Annotated in this window: 12 protein-coding genes; 7 read left to right on the forward strand and 5 right to left on the reverse strand. The window is 69.2% G+C overall.

From position 1 onward, the window contains the following. The first annotated feature begins 39 nt into the window (after positions 1–39). From clpS to ACSQ4M_RS20445, 3 genes are all read left to right on the forward strand, one after another. The gene (clpS, locus tag ACSQ4M_RS20435) at positions 40–399 is read left to right on the forward strand and encodes an ATP-dependent Clp protease adapter ClpS (RefSeq protein ID WP_114469558.1); all 360 of its coding nucleotides are present in this window, start codon (positions 40–42) and stop codon (positions 397–399) included. 69 nt (positions 400–468) lie between these two features. Continuing rightward, complete coding sequence (clpA, locus tag ACSQ4M_RS20440; protein WP_436191252.1) at positions 469–2,808, forward strand: ATP-dependent Clp protease ATP-binding subunit ClpA; 2,340 nt, start codon at positions 469–471, stop codon at positions 2,806–2,808. 169 nt (positions 2,809–2,977) lie between these two features. Next, positions 2,978–4,063 (forward strand): serine hydrolase, encoded by a 1,086-nt coding sequence (locus tag ACSQ4M_RS20445; protein ID WP_436191253.1) that lies wholly within the window; start codon positions 2,978–2,980, stop codon positions 4,061–4,063. A 31-nt stretch (positions 4,064–4,094) separates the two neighbouring features. On the opposite strand, the gene ACSQ4M_RS20450 is transcribed toward ACSQ4M_RS20445, so the two are convergent. Genes ACSQ4M_RS20450 through aat form a run of 3 tightly spaced genes read right to left on the reverse strand, consistent with a single transcriptional unit; the run spans position 4,095 to position 6,390 of the window. Next, positions 4,095–4,886, reverse strand: a complete 792-nt coding sequence (locus ACSQ4M_RS20450) for an IclR family transcriptional regulator (protein ID WP_436191254.1) — start codon at positions 4,884–4,886, stop codon at positions 4,095–4,097. After that, on the reverse strand, positions 4,883–5,629 hold the full coding sequence (locus ACSQ4M_RS20455) for an arginyltransferase (protein WP_436191255.1): 747 nt from the start codon (positions 5,627–5,629) through the stop codon (positions 4,883–4,885). The genes ACSQ4M_RS20450 and ACSQ4M_RS20455 overlap by 4 nt, the downstream gene beginning before the upstream one ends. Next, positions 5,626–6,390 (reverse strand): leucyl/phenylalanyl-tRNA--protein transferase, encoded by a 765-nt coding sequence (gene aat / locus ACSQ4M_RS20460; RefSeq protein WP_436191256.1) that lies wholly within the window; start codon positions 6,388–6,390, stop codon positions 5,626–5,628. Before aat ends, ACSQ4M_RS20455 begins: the two co-directional genes overlap by 4 nt. 276 nt (positions 6,391–6,666) lie before the next feature. Between aat and ACSQ4M_RS20465 the strand changes: the two genes are divergently transcribed. Further along, complete coding sequence (locus tag ACSQ4M_RS20465; RefSeq protein WP_436191257.1) at positions 6,667–8,304, forward strand: HD domain-containing phosphohydrolase; 1,638 nt, start codon at positions 6,667–6,669, stop codon at positions 8,302–8,304. Here the strand turns inward: ACSQ4M_RS20465 and argA are convergent, their stop codons facing one another. Beyond that, positions 8,305–9,654 carry an amino-acid N-acetyltransferase gene (argA, locus tag ACSQ4M_RS20470; RefSeq protein ID WP_436191258.1) on the reverse strand — a complete coding sequence of 450 codons (1,350 nt, stop codon included), beginning with the start codon at positions 9,652–9,654 and terminating at the stop codon, positions 8,305–8,307. It lies immediately after the preceding gene. 102 nt (positions 9,655–9,756) lie between these two features. Between argA and hrpA the strand changes: the two genes are divergently transcribed. Then, positions 9,757–13,608, forward strand: a complete 3,852-nt coding sequence (gene hrpA, locus ACSQ4M_RS20475; protein ID WP_436191259.1) for an ATP-dependent RNA helicase HrpA — start codon at positions 9,757–9,759, stop codon at positions 13,606–13,608. 3 nt (positions 13,609–13,611) lie between these two features. Here hrpA and ACSQ4M_RS20480 read toward each other — a convergent pair whose 3' ends face one another. Continuing rightward, positions 13,612–15,888 (reverse strand): 2OG-Fe(II) oxygenase, encoded by a 2,277-nt coding sequence (locus ACSQ4M_RS20480; RefSeq protein ID WP_436191260.1) that lies wholly within the window; start codon positions 15,886–15,888, stop codon positions 13,612–13,614. Between the two features lie 182 nt (positions 15,889–16,070). Here ACSQ4M_RS20480 and ACSQ4M_RS20485 point away from each other — a divergent pair, with 182 nt between their 5' ends. Both ACSQ4M_RS20485 and ACSQ4M_RS20490 read left to right on the forward strand, forming a co-directional pair. Beyond that, on the forward strand, positions 16,071–17,486 hold the full coding sequence (locus ACSQ4M_RS20485) for a sensor histidine kinase (protein ID WP_436191261.1): 1,416 nt from the start codon (positions 16,071–16,073) through the stop codon (positions 17,484–17,486). Beyond that, complete coding sequence (locus ACSQ4M_RS20490; RefSeq protein WP_436191262.1) at positions 17,471–18,832, forward strand: sigma-54-dependent transcriptional regulator; 1,362 nt, start codon at positions 17,471–17,473, stop codon at positions 18,830–18,832. The genes ACSQ4M_RS20485 and ACSQ4M_RS20490 overlap by 16 nt, the downstream gene beginning before the upstream one ends. Positions 18,833–18,909 lie beyond the last annotated feature (77 nt).

Raw genomic sequence — 18,909 nt, forward strand, 5'->3', positions numbered from 1 at the left:
GCCCTGCGCGGCCGTTTTGCGACCGATAGAATGGTTCGCATGGCCACCAAAATTCCCTCCAAACCTGCGCAGCCCAGGGCCAAGCCAGCGGCGCCGGACGACGGCGGATCGGTCGTGCTCGAACGGCGCACTCAGAAGACCAAGCCGCCGCAGATGTACCAGGTCTTGATGCTCAACGACGACTACACCCCGATGGAGTTCGTGGTCGTGGTCATCCAGGAATTCTTCAGCAAGGACAAGGAGACGGCGACGCAGATCATGCTCAAGATCCACCTGGATGGGAGAGCAGTGTGCGGCGTCTATTCGAAAGACGTGGCGGCCACCAAGGTCGACCAGGTCCTGGAGGCGGCTCGTCAGGCGGGGCATCCGCTCCAATGCGTCAGCGAGCCTGTGGAATGATGGGTTGAAAAGCCCGCTCCCACACCCAAGTAGAGCGCACGTTATCAGCATGGTGTCAAAGGAATCTTCATGATCGCCCAGGAATTGGAAGTCAGTTTGCACATGGCCTTCGTGGAAGCGCGCCAGCAACGCCACGAGTTCATCACGGTCGAACACCTGCTGCTTGCCTTGCTGGACAACCCCAGTGCCGCCGAGGTGCTGCGGGCCTGCTCGGCCAACATCGACGACCTGCGCAAGTCGCTGACGAATTTCATCAAGGACAACACGCCGCAGGTGGCGGGCACCGACGATGTGGACACCCAGCCGACCCTGGGCTTCCAGCGCGTGATCCAGCGCGCCATCATGCACGTGCAGTCCACCGGCAGCGGCAAGAAGGAAGTCACCGGCGCCAACGTGCTGGTGGCCATCTTCGGCGAGAAGGACTCGCACGCCGTCTACTACCTGCACCAGCAGGGCGTGACGCGCCTGGACGTGGTGAACTTCATCGCCCACGGCATCAAGAAGAGCGATCCGCCGGAGCCCACCAAGTCCAACGACGCCCAGCCAGAGAGCGAAGAGGGCGCGGCCGAGAAGAACGAGAAGGCCTCGCCGCTGGAGCAGTTCACGCAGAACCTGAACCAGTTGGCCAAGGAAGGCAAGATCGATCCGCTGATCGGCCGCGAGTACGAGGTCGAGCGTGTGATCCAGATCCTGTGCCGTCGGCGCAAGAACAACCCGCTGCTGGTGGGCGAGGCCGGTGTCGGCAAGACCGCCATCGCCGAGGGCCTGGCCTGGCGCATCACGCAGAAGGACGTGCCCGAGATCCTGGCCGAGGCCCAGGTCTACTCGCTCGACATGGGCGCGCTGCTGGCTGGCACCAAGTACCGCGGTGACTTCGAGCAACGCCTGAAGGGCGTGCTCAAGTCGCTCAAGGACAAGCCGAACGCCGTGCTGTTCATCGACGAGATCCACACGCTGATCGGCGCCGGCGCAGCCTCGGGCGGCACGCTGGACGCGTCCAACCTGCTCAAGCCGGCGCTGTCCAGCGGCCAGCTCAAGTGCATCGGCGCGACCACCTTCACCGAGTACCGCGGCATCTTCGAGAAGGATGCGGCACTGTCGCGGCGCTTCCAGAAGGTCGACGTGGTCGAGCCCACGGTCGAGCAGACGGTGGAGATCCTCAAGGGCCTGAAGTCGCGCTTCGAGGAGCACCACAACGTCAGGTATGCGGCGGCGGCGTTGCAGGCCGCGGCTGAACTGTCGGCCAAGTACATCAACGACCGCCACCTGCCCGACAAGGCCATCGACGTGATCGACGAGGCCGGCGCGGCCCAGCGCATCCTGACCGCGTCCAAGCGCAAGAAGACCATCGGCAAGTCCGAGGTCGAGGAAATCGTGGCCAAGATCGCGCGCATCCCACCTGCGAACGTGTCCAACGACGACCGCGGCAAGCTGCAGACGCTGGAGCGTGACTTGAAGAGCGTGGTGTTCGGCCAGGACAAGGCGCTCGAAGTGCTGGCCTCCTCGGTCAAGATGGCGCGCTCGGGCCTGGGCAAGGGCGACAAGCCGATCGGCAGCTTCCTGTTCAGCGGCCCCACCGGCGTCGGCAAGACCGAGGCCGCCAAGCAGCTGGCCTACATCATGGGCATCGAGCTGATCCGCTTCGACATGTCGGAGTACATGGAGCGCCATGCCGTGAGCCGACTGATCGGCGCGCCTCCGGGCTATGTTGGGTTTGACCAGGGGGGCTTGCTGACCGAGGCCGTCACGAAGAAGCCGCACGCGGTGCTGCTGCTCGACGAGATCGAGAAGGCGCACCCGGACATCTTCAACGTGCTGCTGCAGGTCATGGACCATGGCAGCCTGACGGACAACAACGGACGCAAGGCCGACTTCCGCAACGTCATCATCATCATGACGACGAACGCGGGTGCCGAGACCATGAACAAGGCGACCATCGGCTTCACGAACCCGCGCGAAGCCGGCGACGAAATGGGCGACATCAAGCGCCTGTTCACGCCCGAGTTCCGCAACCGCCTGGACGCGATCGTGAGCTTCAAGGCGCTGGACGAGACCATCATCCTGCGTGTGGTCGACAAGTTCCTGCTGCAGCTGGAGACCCAGCTGGCCGAGAAGAAGGTGGAAGTCACCTTCACCGACGGCCTGCGCAAGTACCTGGCGCGCAAGGGCTTCGATCCGCTCATGGGTGCACGGCCGATGCAGCGCCTGATCCAGGACATGATCCGGCGCGCGCTGGCCGACGAGCTGCTGTTCGGTCGCCTGACCGACGGCGGTCGCCTGGTGGTCGACATCGCCCTGTCCAAGGATGAGAAGGGCGTGGAGACCGGCGAGGTGCAGCTGGACATCCAGCCGCTGCCCAAGAAGGAAGGCCGGGCCAAGCCCGAGGCCGAGGAAGCGACGGCAGGCTGAGGCTTCCGCACAACAGAAAGCCGACCCGACAGGGTCGGCTTTTTTGTTGCCTCAAGGCCACGCAGCCACCGCTCATCACATTAACTTGACCGCGCAAGTCTTTGATGTTGTGTGAGCTTTTTGGAGTGGATACACTCCCGCATCCTCGGCGGTTTCAGTAGGTGGGCGCATGACTTCTTCTCGTTTTTCCGGCTTGCAGCGGTTCGCGCAAGCGCTCGTCGTGTTTTCCTGCCTGTTCATGCTGGCAGTGCCCCAGGCCGACGCCGCGCCGCGCAAGAAAAAGGTGGTGGCCGAGAAGCGCCAGGCCGCAGAGCGCAAGACGGCCGCCGCCACGCCCAAGCGTCGCGTCAAGGTCAGCGTCAAAGGCCGCCAGCGCATCGAGACGCCTCGCGCCGCCATCATTCCCCTCAAGCCCTCGTTCGGCCAACTGGCCGGCCTGCACGCCGCCGACGATCCGCTGGACCTGAAGTCCAGCGTGGCCCTGGTCATCGACCAGGAGACCGATGAAGTCCTGCTGCGCAAGAACGAGAACGCGGTGCTGCCCATCGCCTCGCTGACCAAGCTCATGACGGGCGTGATCGTCAACGAGGCGCAGCTGCCCATGGACGAGGTGATCACGATCACCCAGGACGATGTGGACACCGAGAAGTGGAGTCGTTCGCGCCTGGTCGTCGGAGCCAGCCTGAGCCGCGGTGAACTGCTGCATTTGGCGCTGATGTCCAGCGAGAACCGCGCCGCCCACGCGCTGGGCCGCACCTTCCCGGGCGGCATGGCGACCTTTGTGAGCCGCATGAACGCCAAGGCCATGCAGCTGGGCATGAAGGACACGCGCTACGTCGAGCCGACGGGCCTGTCGCCCAACAACCAGTCCAGCGCGCACGACCTGGCCCTGCTGGTCGGCGCCGCCTACCGCGAGCCGCTGATCCGCGAACTGTCGACCTCACCGAGCTACGCCGTCGACGTCGGCCGCCGCACGCTGCAGTTCAACACCACCAACCGGCTCATCAAGAATCCGGACTGGGACATCGGCCTGCAGAAGACCGGCTTCATCAACGAAGCCGGCCAATGCCTGGTCATGCAGGCCAGCATCGCCGGCCGCAAGGTGATCATGGTCTTCCTGGATTCGGCCGGCAAGCTGAGCCGCCTGGGCGATGCCGAGCGCGTGCGCAAGTGGGTCGAATCCACGACCGCTGCAGCCATCACCGCCGGTGGCCACAGCGCCGCGGCGCTGGTGCCGATCTCCACGCGCCACTGAGACCGGTCGCGGGCCGGGCGGCCCGCGTGGATCAGGCGTCGTTGTTGCCGGCTCGGTAGCCCAGCGCGGCAGAGATCTCGTTGGCCGTGTGCTGCAGCTTGGGGAGCCAGGATTCGTCCAGGCGGTCCGCCGGCGAGGAGATCGACAGGCCGGCCACAAGCCGGGCCTGGTCGTCGTAGATGCCGGCTGCCATGCAGCGCACACCCAGTTCCAGTTCCTCGTTGTCGCGTGCCACGCCCGTCATGCGGGCCTTGGCCAGTTCGCGCTCGAGCAGCGGCAGCTGCGTGAGGCTGTTGCGCGTGTGGCCGGCCAGGCCAGTGCGCGTGGCATAGGCGCGCACGCGCTGCGCATCGTCGGCGGCCAGGAACAGCTTGCCGACCGAGGTCAGGTGCAGCGGAGCACGCCCGCCGATGGCGCGCACCACCTGCATGCCCGAACGCTCGGACAGCGCCCGCTCGATGTAGACGATCTCGTCGCCCTGGCGCAGGCTCAGGTTCACGGGCTGCTGGATCAGCCGGTGCAGCTCGCGCATGGGCGTCAGTGCCGCGTCGCGCACGCTCAGCCGGCCCTTGACGATGTTGCCCAGCTCCAGCAGGCGCATGCCCAGCCGGTAGGTGCCCGGTTCCGGCCGGTCGACGAAGCGGCCCGTGGCCAGGTCGTTCAGGATGCGGTGCGTGGTCGAGGGGTGCAGGCCGGTCTTCTCGCTGATTTCCTTGAGCGACATGGCCTCTTCGCGCGAGGCCAGCACGTCGATCAGCGCGAACATGCGCTCGATGACCTGGACCGTGGGGGTGCCGCCAGCTTGGTGTTCTGTCTTCTTCATGGCTGGGCAGGGCCGCCCTGCCAATGGCCATCGATCAGGAGTTGGTGGGGGTGGAATCGGGCTTTGTAGTTCATCTTGTCGCTTTGGCCGATCCAGTAGCCCAGGTAGACATGGGGAAGGCCCAGGCTGCGGGCCTGCTCGATCTGCCAGAGCACGCTGTAGGTGCCGTAGCTGGCATGGGCTTCGGGCTCGTAGAAGGTGTAGACGGCCGACAGGCCGTCGTTGAGGATGTCCAGGATGGACACCATCTTGAGGCGGGGCGGCTCGCCATCCACCCCGGGTTCGTGGAACTCGACCAGCCGCGAGTTGACGCGGCTTTGCAGCAGGAACTGCGTGTACTGGTCGATGCTGTCGTGGTCCATGCCGCCGCCGGCGTGGCGGCCGTTCTGGTAGCGCAGGTAGAGCTGGTAGTGCTCGGGCACGAAGCACAGCTTGAGCACGCGCACCTGCAGCGCGGCGTGCCGCGCCAGCGCACGGCGCTGGCTGCGGTCGGGCTGGAAGCGGTCGACCAGCACACGCAGCGGCAGGCAGGCCTGGCAGCCGTCGCAATGCGGTCGGTAAGTGAACATCCCGCTGCGCCGAAAACCCTTCTGCACCAGCTCCGAGTAGGTGTCGCTCTGGATCAGGTGCCCTGGCGTCGCCACCTGCGACCGGGCCTGCCGGTCCGCCAGATAGCTGCACGGATAGGGCGCAGTCGCATAGAACTGCAGCGTCTGCAGGGGGAGATCGTTCAGGTGGGTCACGCCGTACGAGACACTGGAGTGAACAGTGCGGACCAGTATACGGGGTCAAAACACCAGGGTGGATCGGGTGCCAGCGCGTCCTGGCGCAGCCGCGACACGAAGTCCGCGCGTGGCATCTCTGCAGCGCCCAGCGAGGCCAGGTGGCGGGTGTTCTGCTGGCAGTCGATCTGCACCACGCCGTGCACCCTGCACCAGGCCACCAGGGCCGCCAGCGCGATCTTGGAGGCATCGGTGGCGCGCGCGAACATGGATTCGCCGAACACCGCGCGCCCCAGGCCCACGCAGTACAGCCCGCCCAGCAGCTCGCCGTCGACCCAGGTCTCCACGCTGTGGGCACTGCCTGCAGCGTGCAGGTCTTCGTAGGCACGCACCATCTCGGGCACGATCCAGGTACCGGACTGTCCCTCGCGCGGGCTGGCGGCACAGGCGCGCACCACGTCGCCGAAGGCGCTGTCGAAGCGCACTTCGCAGCCCGGCGTGGCCATGAAGTGCTGCAGCGTCTTGCGCAGCGAGCGGTGCAGCCGGAACGCGCCGGACTGCAGCACCATGCGCGGGTCCGGGCTCCACCACAGGATGGGCTGGCCTTCGCTGAACCAGGGGTAGACGCCATGGCCGTAGGCAGCGCGCAGGCTGTCCACGTCCAGGCTGCCGCCGGCGGCCAGCAGGCCGGGGGCAGGATCCTCCGGCCCCCAGGCCAGGGACACGGGCGGCAGGGCTTCGCCAGGGGCGAGCCAGGGCAGGGCAGGGCGGCGCGGCTTCATGGCAGGGCCGCGCCCGGCGGAAGTCCGGGCTGGACGAATGGCGCTCCGATCAGCCGCACAGGGGCCGCCCGCGGTCGATGATGCACAGATTGATGCTCACTTGTGTTGAGGTAGTCGCGCCAACGTGCGGTCACGACTGCGTTGTGGCTTGGTTCTGCACAAATAATGGCACATCGCGCCACGCAACCTGTGCGCAATACATGCGGTGCACGCTTCATTTTCCGGCTGGCTGGTCGCAGACATGGAGTGCGTGGCGCAGGACAAGGACAAAGACCAATGGCGATGGACCTCGTGGGAGATCTGCTGGCCCGGCTGGACCAGCTCAATGCAATCGGCGCCGCCTTGTCCAAGGAGCGCGACACGGATGCCTTGCTCGAAGGCATTCTGATCGCGGCCAAGAACATCACGCATGCCGATGGCGGCACCCTGTACCGCATGACGGAAGACGGCAGCGCGCTGCGCTTCGAGATCATGCGCACGAACTCGCTGGACATCTTCCTGGGTGGCACCACCGGGCGCCCGATCGAATTCCCGCTGCTGCAGCTGGTCAACGCCGACGGCAGCTTCAACGACAGCATGGTGGCGACCTATGCCGCCATCCATGACCGCACCGTCAACATCGCCGACGCCTATGCCGAGGAGGGCTTCGACTTCTCGGGCACGCGCGCCTTCGACCAGCGCACCGGCTACCGCTCGCAGTCCTTCCTGACGGTGCCGATGAAGAACCACGACGGCGAGGTCATCGGCGTGCTGCAGCTCATCAATGCGCAGGAGCCGGACCTGGGCCGCGTGGTCACCTTCTCCGAGGCCGACCAGCGGCTGGTGGAGTCGCTGGCCTCGCAGGCGGCCATCGCGCTGTCGAACCGGCAACTGATCATCCAGCTGGAGCAACTGTTCGAGTCCTTCATCCACCTGATCAACATGGCGATCGACGACAAGTCGCCGTACACGGGCGGGCACTGCAACCGCGTGCCCGAGCTGACCATGATGCTGGCCGACGCGGTGGACGCCACCGACGATGGCCCGCTGGCCAGCTTCAAGATGACCGAGCGCGACCGCTACGAGCTCAAGATCGCCGGCCTGCTGCACGACTGCGGCAAGATCTCCACGCCCGTGCATGTCGTCGACAAGGCGACCAAGCTGCAGACCCTGTTCGACCGCATCGTGCTGGTCGACACGCGTTTCGAGGTGGTGCGGCGCGACCTGGAGATCGCGGCCCTCAAGCGCCAGCTGGCGCTGCGGCCCTGCGTGGACCCGGTCGCCGAAGCCCAGGCCGCCGCCGCCTGCACCACGGAACAGGCCGCCCTGGACGAGGAGCGTGAGTTCATCCGCAAGCTCAACCGTGGCACCGAGTACTTCAACGAAGGCACGCCGACGCGGCTGCAGTCGCTGTCCGAACGGCGCCGCTGGTCCGGCCCCCAGGGGCAGGACGCGCCCTTCTTCACCGACGACGAGATGGAGAACCTGTCGATCCGGCGCGGCACGCTGACCGCCAAGGAGCGCGACATCATCAACTACCACATCGTCGCGACCAACCGCATGCTGGAGCAGGTGCCCTGGCCCAAGCATTTGCGCAATGTGCCGGAGTTCGCCGGGGGCCACCACGAGCGCATGGACGGGCGCGGCTATCCCAAGGGCCTGATGCGCCACGAGATGTCGCTGCAGGCGCGCATGCTGGGCATCGCCGACATCTTCGAGGCGCTGACCGCCGTGGACCGGCCCTACAAGTCCGGCATGAAGGTGTCCAAGGCGCTGGAGATCATGGTGCGCTTCAAGAAGAACGGCCACATCGACCCGGACCTGTTCGACGTCTTCATGCACCAGGGCGTGTACCGGCGCTATGCCGAGCTGTTCCTGGATGCCGACCAGATGGACGTGGTGCCGGCCGCCGCGCCGGAGCCGGTGGCCGAGTGATCAGCCCAGCTTCTTGACCAGCACCTGGCTGCGCCGGTCCCAGTTGTACTTGCGCTTGCGCGCCTCGGGCAGCCAGTCCGGGTCCACCGGCTGGAAGCCACGCTTGATGAACCAGTGCATGGTGCGCGTGGTCAGCACGAAGATGCTGGTGAGGCCGGCCTGGCGCGCGCGGTGCTCGATGCGCTTCAAGACCTTCTCGCCGTCGCCCTGGCCCTGGCTCTGTGGCGACACCGTGAGCGCCGCCATCTCGGCCGTCTTGGCCTCGGGGTAGGGGTAGAGCGCCGCGCACGCGAAGATCACACCATCGTGCTCGATCACGGTGTACAGGTGGGCGTCGCGCTCGATCTCGGTGCGGCTGCGCTTGACCAGCGTGCCGTCCTTCTCGAAGGGCTCGATCAGCTGCAGGATGCCGCCCACGTCGTCGCTGGAGGCCTCGCGCACGCTTTCCAGCTTCTCGTCGATGACCATGGTGCCGATGCCATCGTGCACGTAGATCTCCAGCAGCAGCGCGCCATCCAGCGCGAACGGCAGGATGTGGCTGCGCTCCACGCCGGCCTTGCAGGCCTTCACGCAGTGCTGCAGGTAAAAGCCGGTGTCGGTCGGCTGCTGCGGCGTGGGCAGCTGGGCCAGCAGCTGCTCGGCCACGGCCAGCGGCAGCTCGGTGTCGATCGGGTTGTCGTCGGACGCCGGCTCGCCGGGCTGCATGCGGATGCCCGGCACCTCGGTCAGGAAGATCAGCTTGTCGGCCTGCAGCGCGGTGGCCACGCTGGTTGCCACTTCTTCCATGGTCAGGTTGAAGGCCTCGCCCGTGGGTGAGAAGCCGAACGGTGACAGCAGCACCAGCGCGCCCATGTCCAGCGTGCGCAGCAGGCCGGCTACGTCGACCTTGCGGATCGAGCCCGAGTGCTGGAAGTCCACGCCGTCCACGATGCCCACCGGCCGCGCCGTGATGAAGTTGCCCGAGATCACGCGCACCGTGGCGCCGGCCATGGGCGTGTTGGGCAGGCCCTGGCTGAAGGCCGCTTCGATCTCGTAGCGCAGCTGGCCGGCGGCCTCCTGCGCGCAGTCCAGCGCCACCTCGTCGGTGATGCGGATGCCGTGCGAGTAGCGTGCCTCGTGCCCCTTGGCGCGCAGCTGCTCGTTGACCTGCGGCCGAAAGCCGTGCACGAGCACGATGCGCACACCCATGGCCTGGATCAGCGCCAGATCCTGGGCAATGCTTTGCAGCTTGCCGGCAGCAATGGCCTCGCCGGCGATGCCGACCACGAAGGTCTTGCCACGGTGCGTGTGGATGTACGGCGCAACCGAGCGGAACCACGGGACGAAGGTGAAATTGAAGACAGCGGACATGGGCGGCGGGTCTGCGCGTGGAGCGGGGCAGTGCAGGAGCTGCACTGGGATAATCCTGGATTCTCTACGAAGTCCCCGACCGGGACGCGCGCCCCTTTCCATATGCCCGAAGCCCCCGCGGCGCCCCCGGCGCCAGCCTTCACGCTGAGCTTTCCCGAATCCTTGCCCGTCTCCGGCCGGCGCGAGGAAATCATGGCCGCGATCGCGGCGCACCAGGTGGTCATCGTCTGCGGCGAGACCGGCTCGGGCAAGACCACGCAACTGCCCAAGATCGCGCTGGCGCTGGGCCGCGGAAAGTGCAATGCGCAGAGCGGCCAGGGCCGGCTGATCGGCCACACCCAGCCGCGTCGCATCGCCGCCAGCTCGGTGGCCAAGCGCATCGCCGAGGAGATGAAATCGCCGCTGGGCGAGGTGGTCGGCTTCAAGGTCCGCTTCCAGGACCGGCTCTCGCGCAACGCCTCGGTCAAGCTCATGACCGACGGCATCCTGCTTGCCGAGACGCAGACCGATCCGCTGCTCAAGGCCTACGACACGCTGATCATCGACGAGGCGCACGAGCGCAGCCTCAACATCGACTTCCTGCTGGGCTACCTACGCCAGATCCTGCCGCGCCGGCCGGATCTCAAGGTGATCGTCACGTCCGCCACGATCGATGCCGACCGCTTTGCGCAGCACTTCAAAAGCGCCCAGGGCCCAGCGCCCGTCATCATGGTCTCGGGCCGCATGTTCCCGGTCGAGCAGCGCTGGCGCCCGTACGAGGAATCGCGCGACTACGGGCTCAACGAGGCCATCGCCGACGGCGTGGACGAACTCTGGCGCGATCCGCGCCAGGGCGGCGACATCCTGGTCTTCCTGCCCGGTGAGCGCGAAATCCGCGAGGCCGCCGACCACCTGCGCGGCCATTTGCAGCACCAGCCCGTGCTGCGCGACGCCCAGGTGCTGCCGCTGTTCGCACGCTTGAGCCAGGCCGAGCAGGACGAGATCTTCGTGCTGCGCGGCAAGAGGCGCATCGTGCTGGCCACCAACGTGGCCGAGACCTCGCTGACCGTGCCCGGCATCCGTTACGTGATCGACGCGGGCACCGCGCGCGTCAAGCGCTACAGCCTGCGCAGCAAGGTCGAGCAGCTGCTGGTCGAACCGATCAGCCAGGCCGCGGCCAACCAGCGCGCCGGCCGCTGCGGCCGCGTGGCCGACGGCATCTGCATCCGCCTCTATGGCGAGGACGACTTCAACGGCCGCCCGCGCTTCACCGATCCCGAGATCCTGCGCAGCTCGCTGGCCGGCGTGATCCTGCGCATGAAGTCGCTGCACCTGGGCGAGGTGGAGGACTTTCCCTTCGTCGAGGCGCCTTCCAAGCGCGCCATCACCGATGGCTACCAGCTGCTCAACGAGCTCGGCGCGGTCGACGACAACAACGTGCTGACGGCCGTCGGCGCCGAGCTGGCCCGGCTGCCGCTGGACCCGCGCGTGGGCCGCATCATCCTGGCCGGCCGCGAGCGCCAGGCCCTCTCCGAGGTGCTGGTCATCGCCTCGGCCCTGTCGGTGCAGGACGTGCGCGACCGGCCCATGGACATGCAGGCCCAGGCCGACCAGCAACACGCCAAGTTCGACGATGAGAAGAGCGAGTTCAGCGGCTACCTGCGGCTGTGGCAGTGGATTCACGACAGTCGCGGTGGCCATGGGGAAACGCACAAGCTCAGCAACCGCCAGTACGAGCAACTGCTGCGCCAGAACTTCATCAACATCCGCCGCGTGCGCGAGTGGCGCGACATCCACAGCCAGCTGCTGACCGTGGTGACCGAGCACCGCTGGAAGCTCAACGACCAGCCTGCCAGCTACGAGCAACTGCACAAGGCCATGCTGGCCGGCCTGCTCGGCAACATTGGCTTCAAGCCCGAGGACGAAGACCTCTACCTCGGCGCGCGCGGCATCAAGTTCCACCGGCACCCGGGCGCCCACCTCAAGAAGAAGCCGGGCCGCTGGATCGCCGTGGCCGAACTCGTGGAGACCACGCGGCTGTTCGGCCGCGGCATCGCCAACATCGAGCCGCAGTGGCTGGAAGAGGTCGGCGCCCACCTGCTCAAGAAGCAGCTGCTCGACCCGCACTGGGAGAAGAAGGCCGCCGAGGTCGTGGCGCTGGAGCGCGCGACGCTGTATGGCCTGGTGGTCTACAACAACCGGCGCATGCCCTACAGCCGCGTGGACGCGGCCGGCGCGCGCGAGATCTTCATCCGCCAGGGTCTGGTGGCCGGCGAGTGGGAGACCAAGCTGCCGTTCGCCGCCGCCAACGCGCGCACCATCGCCCAGGTCGAGGCGCTGGAGCACAAGTCGCGCCGGCAGGACGTGCTGGTCGACGAGGAACTCATCTACGCCTTCTACGACGCGCAGCTGCCGGCCGAGGTGCACAGCGGCCGCCTGTTCGAGTCCTGGTGGCGCGACGCCTCGCGCACCAACCCCAAGCTGCTGCAACTGACGCGCGAAGAACTCATGCGCCACGAGGCTGCCGGCATCACCACCGAGACCTTCCCGCGCACCGTGCGCCTGGGCGGCGTGGACTGCGCGGCCAGCTACCTGCACGAGCCCGGCAACACGCGCGACGGCGTGACCGTCACCGTGCCGCTGTTCGTGCTGAACCAGGTGGCCGAGGACCGCTGCGAATGGCTGGTGCCGGGCATGCTCAAGGACAAGATCCAGGCCCTGCTCAAGAGCCTGCCGCAGCGCCCGCGCTCGCGCTTCGTGCCGCTGCCAGAGTCGGCCGCACGGCTGGCGGCCGAGTTGCCGTTCGGGCAGGGCGGCCTGGTCGACGTGCTGCTCAAGGCCGTGCGCGACCAGACCGGCATCGACGTGAAGAAGGCCGACTTCAAGCTCGACATGCTGAGCCCGCATCTGTTCATGAACCTGCAGGTGGTGGACGAGCACGGCCGCCAGCGTGGCATGGGCCGCAACCTGGGTGCGCTCAAGGCCGAACTCGGCACGCAGGCGCGCGGTGCGTTCCAGGCGCTGGCCTCGCTCAAGACCACGGCGGCACCAGCGCCAGCGCCGGCGGCCACCAAAGCTGCGACACCGGCGCCGAAGGCCGCGCCGCCCGCGCCCACGCTGCCGGCCAACCAGCGCCACACCCAATGGGACTTCGGCGAGCTGCCCGAACTGCTGGAGATCCGCAAGGGCGGCCAGAGCGTGATCGGCTTCCCGGCCTTGATCGACGACGGCGATGCCGTGCGCATCGAGGTCTTCGACGAGCCCGATGTGGCCGCCGCCAGGCACCGTGCCGGCCTGCGCCGGCTGTTCGCGCTGCAGATCCGCGATGCGCTCAAGTACCTGGAGAAGAACATCCCCGACCTGCAGAAGATGGCCGTGGCCTACATGCCGCTCGGAACGCAGGAGATGCTGCGCACGCAGATCATCGACGTGGCGCTGGACCGCGCCTTCCTGCTCGATCCGCTGCCGACCGACGCCCAGGCCTTCAAGCGCCGCATCGACGAGGGCCGCGGCCGGCTCACGCTGATCGCCAACGAGGTGGCACGTCTGGCCGGCACCATCCTCGTGGAGTACGCCACCGCGCTGCGCAAGCTCAAGGACGCGAGGCCCAACGCCGACGTGGCCGCCGACGTCCAGCAGCAGCTGCAGCGCCTGGTGCCCAAGGACTTCCTGGCCGTCACGCCCTGGCCGCAGCTGCAGCACTTCGCGCGCTACCTCAAGGCGGTGGTGCTGCGGCTGGACAAGCTGCGCGCCGACCCCGCGCGCGACGCCACGCGCCTGGCCGAACTCAGGCCCCAGGAGCAGCGCTACTGGCGCCTGGTCGCCGAGCGCAAGGGCCAGGTCGACAGCCGCATGCAGGAACTGCGCTGGCTGCTGGAGGAGCTGCGCGTGAGCTTCTTCGCGCAGGAGCTGCGCACGCCGCAGCCGGTCAGCACCAAGCGGCTGGACAAGACCTGGGCGCAGCTGAACCAGTAAGGCCTACAGGTCCGCCAACGCCTGCTGCCATGCGGCCCGTTGCCGGGCCCGCCGCGCCGGCAGGTCCTTGGGTTTGCTGAGCACCAGCTTGTAGGGCGAGCCTTCGCGCAGTGTCGTGGCGCCGATGGGCGCGGCCGCGGCCTCCAGCCGTTGTTGCACATGGGTCCGGCGTTGTTCGGCCATGGCCAGCGCCAGGGGCTGGGCGGACGCGCTGGCGGCCCATCGGATCAACGGGATGCAGTCGGCGCAGCGGCAGGTCCATTCGATGTCGAAGTCGTCCAGGCTGTGGTCGTCCGCGCCCGCCTCCGCGCGGCCCAGGGCCTGTTCGAGCGCCTGCCGCGCCGCTTTGCGCAGGCTGCCGATTTCCGGCGCTGCCGCCCGGCCCCGCGGCAGCAACTTCCACAGTGGCGCGAGCGCGCGCAGCGGGTACAGCAAGGGGTGTTGCGCGACATGGGCGAGCAGCTGCAGCTGCAGACTCGTGGCCCGTGTGGTCCAGGGTTGCAGGGCCTGCACCAGTTCGCACACCGCCGCCAGTCTGGCGGCCAGCAGGCCCTCCCGCTCGCGCGGACTGGACTTGCCGACCGGGCCGTCGGAGCGCACCAACAGCGCGAGCCCATGCGAGACCATCGCTGCGCGCAGGGCCGGTGTGGTACCGGCGGCATCGCAGGCCGCGAGGAAGGCGGGCAACGGCGCCGGCCAGAACGTCGGGCCAGGCGACGCGGCGTCCGAGTGGCTCCACCAGCTCGCCCGCGGTACCGGTGCCCAGGCCTCCTGCAGCAGCGCAAGCACCCAGTCGGTGCCACGGCAGGCCTCCAGCCGGGCCAGGGCGGGCGCATCCTCGGGCTGCAGGGCGGCCCAGGCGAAGCCCTCGCACAGGCTGCGCGCCTGCGCTGCATCGGGCACGGCGCAGGCCAGCTCCACGCTGGCCTGGAACAGTGCACGACCCTGCGCGCGGCACGCGTGCCGCAGCGTCGGCATGGCCGCGGCCAGCAGCCGGCCCAGCGCTGCGCCGCTGCCGGGGCGGCGGGCCAGCGCCAGCGCGTCGGCCAGCGCCGCGTCGAAGTCGGTGACGAAGCGGCTGGCCTCGACGGCTGCCGGCGTCTGCAGCACCAGGGCCGCGCGCCGGTACCAGAAGTCCAGCGTCTCGCCGTAGTTGCCCATGTAGCCTTCGTACTCCTCGTCGACGAGGTAGCGCTCGCCGGTGTCGGCGAAGCCTTCGGCACGGTCCAGCGGCACGGCGAGCGTGCGGCCGGGCCGGGGCTGGTCGTCGGCGTCGACCCAGAAATCCAGCACCATGCCCTCGTCGATCAGTTCGTCCGCCTCCGGCTCCTCGGCACGGCCGCGCCGCCCGGGCTGCTGCACCGCAGTCCAGCTCTCGTGGATCTCGGCGAGTGCGAGGTGCATGCGCAGCCCCAGCGCCTGTGCTGCGGCGCGCAAGGCCTGCACGTGCAGCCGGTCCTCGCCCTTGAGCAGGCCCCAGCGCAGGCCATGCTCCGTGTATTCGTGCTCCAGCAAGAACATCCAGGGCCGGGTGTCGGCCGGCGGCGCGAAGAGTCGCGTCAGCGCGTCCACCACGGGCGCGTGCGCCTGCGGCGGCGGCGCGTCCGGCGCAGTGGGTTGCAACACCAGGTCCAGCGTCAGCACCACGCGCCAGCCTTCGGAAACGGGCAGCACCTCGTGCCGGCAGTCGGCATAGAAGGCGAACCAGCGCAGGCCGCCGGCCTGCAGGTGCTGCGAGGCGAACTGCGCCTGCGCATCGCCGTGGCGCACCTGCAGCGTGCCGCCGATGTGGGCCGATGGCCAGACCAGCACCAGGGTCGCGACCATGCCGGGGTGCTTCTCGGTGTCCTGGTGGGGTTTGAAGAACTGGCCCGGACCGTAGACCAGCAGCTTGTGCGCATGGGCCTGCAAGGGACCCAGGCCGAGCCGGCTCGCCGCATCGGCCAGCAGGCGGGGCAGGGCGCCCTTGCGCCAGTGCAGCGTGAGGACGTCCGCGTCGATCTGGCCTGTGTCGCGCACGGTCTTGTCCACCTGCGTGCGCTCGCGCCGCCCGTAAGGCGCCGGCGTGCAGGCCGCGTGCAAGGCCTGGGCCGATGCGGCATCGAGCGGCTGCGCGAGCGGACCCACGTTGCGCACCTCCACGGCGAGCGCGTCCAGGGCCAGGCTGCCCTCCGCGCTGAAGCCGGGTGCGGCGGTCCGTCGCGTCTTGCCCCGCAGGGCGCTGGAAGCAGTGGGCATGTCCTGCAGCGCCTGCAGGATGGGTGAAAGCGGGTTGTCCATGGCGTGAAGGCGGTTGGCGGCCCGGGATTGTCGTGCCAGGCTTCGGCGGACCGCCGGATGGGCCCTGTGCTGACCGGCAGCGGCATGCACCGCATGCGATCATCCGCCCCCACGCGGCGCATGGCCGCGGTCTTCCACGCTCCATGCGCTCACTGCGTTTCCAGTTCAGCCTCTTCGCTGCCTTGCTCGCCGTCTTGTGCGCCGTGCTCGCGGTGACCATGCTGGTGCTGTACCGCAGCAGTGCCGGCGCCCAGGTCGAGGCCGCCCGCACGGTGGCCGAGCGGTCGTGCGGCGCCATCGCCGCGCGCTATGCACAGTCGGTGCCGGCACCGGTGGCCGCCGCACCCCAGCTGGACCTGCTGCAGGTGCTGCTGCAACTGGTGCTGCGCGACACCCCGCACGTGGAGGGCGGCATCTGGCAGGCCCAGGGCGGCATGCTGGCCTATGCCTATCCCACCTACGAGGGCAGCGGCGTCAAGCGCGACGTGCCCGCGGCCGAACAGCCCCTGATCGTGGAACTCGCGCAGCGCGCCGCCCGCACCCAGCAGCCGCAGGCCGACGTGCTGCGCGGCAGCCGCGAGGCGCTGATCGTTGCGGCCTGCCCGCTGGCCGCACCGGCCGACGACCTGGCCGCCTGGACCATGACGCGCACGCACGCTGGTGCGCTGGCGGCCCTGGGAAGCCTGTACACGGGCCTGGCGGTGCTGCTGGTCGTGGTGCTGTTCTCGGCGCTGTGGCTGGGCCTGATCCTGCGGCGCGGCATGCGCCATGTGGCGCGGCTGGAAGACCAGCTCGTGCAGGCCGACGGCGAGCGCGTGCCCGAACTCGCGCGCACCGGCGTGCGGGAACTGGACCGCATCGTCGACGGCTTCAACCGCTACCGCGCCCGCTTCGAACAGGCCCGCGCGCAGCTGCAGGAGGCCGCGCAGCAGCGCAGCCGCGACCAGCGCCTGGCGGCCCTGGGCCGCATGACGGGCGGCATCGCCCACGAGATCCGCAACCCCATCGCCGCCATGCGGCTCAAGGCCGAGAACGCGCTGGCCGCCGCGCCGGCCCGCCACGGCGAGGCGCTGCAGGCCATCGTCGGCCAGATCGACCGGCTCGACGGCCTGGTGCAAAGCCTGATCGCGCTGGTGCAGCCCGTGCAGCTGGCCCCGCAGTGCGTGGACCTGCAGCCCTGGCTGGCCGAGCGGCTGGCCGGCGTGGACCGCCTGGCGGCCCAGCGCGGCGCGCGTCTCGCGCTGGAGGGCACTGCGCCGGGCGCCGCCCGCTTCGACCCCGTGCACCTCGCGCGCGCCGTCGACAACCTGCTGGACAACGCGCTGCGCCACGCACCCGCCGGCAGCGTGGTGCTGCTGTCGGCCCGGCGCACGTCCGCCGGCACGCTGCTGGTCGCCGTGGACGACGACGGCCCTGGCGTGCCCGAGGCGCTGCTGCCCCAGCTGTTCGAGCCCTTCGCCACCGGCCGCGCCGACGGCACCGGCCTGGGCCTGGCGCTGGCGCGCGAGGTGGCGCTGGCGCACGGCGGCGAGCTGCGCCACCTGGCCCGCACGCCCGGCGCCCGCTTCGAACTGGAGATGCCATGGCACGCCTGCTGATCGTCGACGACGACGACGCCTTCCGCGAAACCCTGGCCGAGACATTGCAGGGCCTGGGCCACGAACCGGTGCAGGCTGCCAGCGGCGATCAGGCGCTGGCGCTGGCCGCGCGCCAGCGCTTCGCCGCCGTGTTCCTGGACCACCGCATGCCTGGCATGGACGGTCTGCAGGTGCTGGCCGCGCTGCGCGCGCGGCTCGCGCATCTGCCGCCGGTCATCGTGCTGACGGCCTACGCCAGCAGCGGCAACACCATCGAGGCCATGCGCCTGGGCGCCTTCGACCACCTGGCCAAGCCGATCAAGCGGCAGGACGTGGCCGATGTGCTGGCCCGCGCGCTGCGCAGCGCCGACGCGGTGCAAGCCGCGCCCGCCGCCACTGCGGACGGCGAGGAGGACGAACTCGTCGGCCCGAGCGAGGCCATGCGCGAGGTGCACAAGCGCATCGGCCTGGCCGCCGCCAGCGCAGCGCCGGTGCTCGTGCTGGGCGAGACCGGCAGCGGCAAGGAGATGGTGGCGCGGGCGCTGCACCGCCATTCGGACCGGGCCGGCGGCCCCTTCGTCGCCATCAACTGTGCGGCCATCCCCAAGGAGCTGCTCGAAAGCGAGCTCTTCGGCCACGTGCGCGGCGCCTTCACGGGCGCCACGTCCGACCGGCCGGGCTGCTTCCGCGCGGCCGATGGCGGCGTGCTGCTGCTCGACGAGATCGGCGACATGGCCAGCGGCGTGCAGGCCAAGATCCTGCGCGTGCTGCAGGAGGGCGAGGTCACGCCGCTGGGCGGGCACCGCACCCACAAGGTGGACGTGCGCGTGGTCGCCGCCACCCACCGCGACCTGGCCCAGGCCGTGCGCGAGGGCGTGTTCCGCGAAGACCTGTTCTACCGGCTCGACGTGCTGACCGTGCGGCTGCCGCCGCTGCGCGAGCGGCTGGCCGACATCATCCCGCTGGCCGAGCACTTCCTGCGCCGCGCCGCCGCGCGCCAGGAGGGTGGGGCGCCCAAGGTCTTGTCGGCCGGCGCCGCGCAGGCCCTGCTGCGCCAGCGCTGGCCCGGCAACGTGCGCGAGCTGCGCAACCTCATGGAGCGCTGCCAGGCGCTGGTGCGCCACCGCGTGCTCGACGCGGCCGACCTGGGGTTGGGCAACACCGCGCCCGCCGCGCCACCGGGCGAGGCCGCGCTGCCGGCCGACTGGCTGCAGGCCAGCCTGCCCGAGGCCGTGGAGCGGCTCGAACGGCAGCTGATCGCCCACGCACTCGCGCGCAGCCAGGGCAACCGGGCCGAGACGGCGCGCGCGCTGGGCATCCACCGCCAGCTGCTGTACCGCAAGCTGGCGCAATACGGGCTGGCGTGAAGCGTCCGCTTCGGAGACACCCCGCTGTCCGCCATGCATCCACCGCGCGCGTCCGCCGTGCCGCAAGTCCTTGATCG

Origin of the sequence: Pseudorhodoferax sp. LjRoot39, from assembly GCF_964253035.1 — a bacterium.
GTDB lineage: Bacteria > Pseudomonadota > Gammaproteobacteria > Burkholderiales > Burkholderiaceae_C > Pseudorhodoferax.

What these genes read in the sequence shown, in the direction of transcription:
- hrpA (WP_436191259.1), top strand. Translation starts at nt 9,757, where the DNA reads ATGCCCGAAGCCCCCGCGGCGCCCCCGGCGCCAGCCTTCACGCTGAGC.
- ACSQ4M_RS20445 (WP_436191253.1), top strand. Translation starts at nt 2,978, where the DNA reads ATGACTTCTTCTCGTTTTTCCGGCTTGCAGCGGTTCGCGCAAGCGCTC.
- clpS (WP_114469558.1), top strand. Translation starts at nt 40, where the DNA reads ATGGCCACCAAAATTCCCTCCAAACCTGCGCAGCCCAGGGCCAAGCCA.
- ACSQ4M_RS20450 (WP_436191254.1), bottom strand. Translation starts at nt 4,886, where the DNA reads ATGAAGAAGACAGAACACCAAGCTGGCGGCACCCCCACGGTCCAGGTC.
- ACSQ4M_RS20490 (WP_436191262.1), top strand. Translation starts at nt 17,471, where the DNA reads ATGGCACGCCTGCTGATCGTCGACGACGACGACGCCTTCCGCGAAACC.
- ACSQ4M_RS20480 (WP_436191260.1), bottom strand. Translation starts at nt 15,888, where the DNA reads ATGGACAACCCGCTTTCACCCATCCTGCAGGCGCTGCAGGACATGCCC.
- ACSQ4M_RS20465 (WP_436191257.1), top strand. Translation starts at nt 6,667, where the DNA reads ATGGCGATGGACCTCGTGGGAGATCTGCTGGCCCGGCTGGACCAGCTC.
- clpA (WP_436191252.1), top strand. Translation starts at nt 469, where the DNA reads ATGATCGCCCAGGAATTGGAAGTCAGTTTGCACATGGCCTTCGTGGAA.
- aat (WP_436191256.1), bottom strand. Translation starts at nt 6,390, where the DNA reads ATGAAGCCGCGCCGCCCTGCCCTGCCCTGGCTCGCCCCTGGCGAAGCC.
- argA (WP_436191258.1), bottom strand. Translation starts at nt 9,654, where the DNA reads ATGTCCGCTGTCTTCAATTTCACCTTCGTCCCGTGGTTCCGCTCGGTT.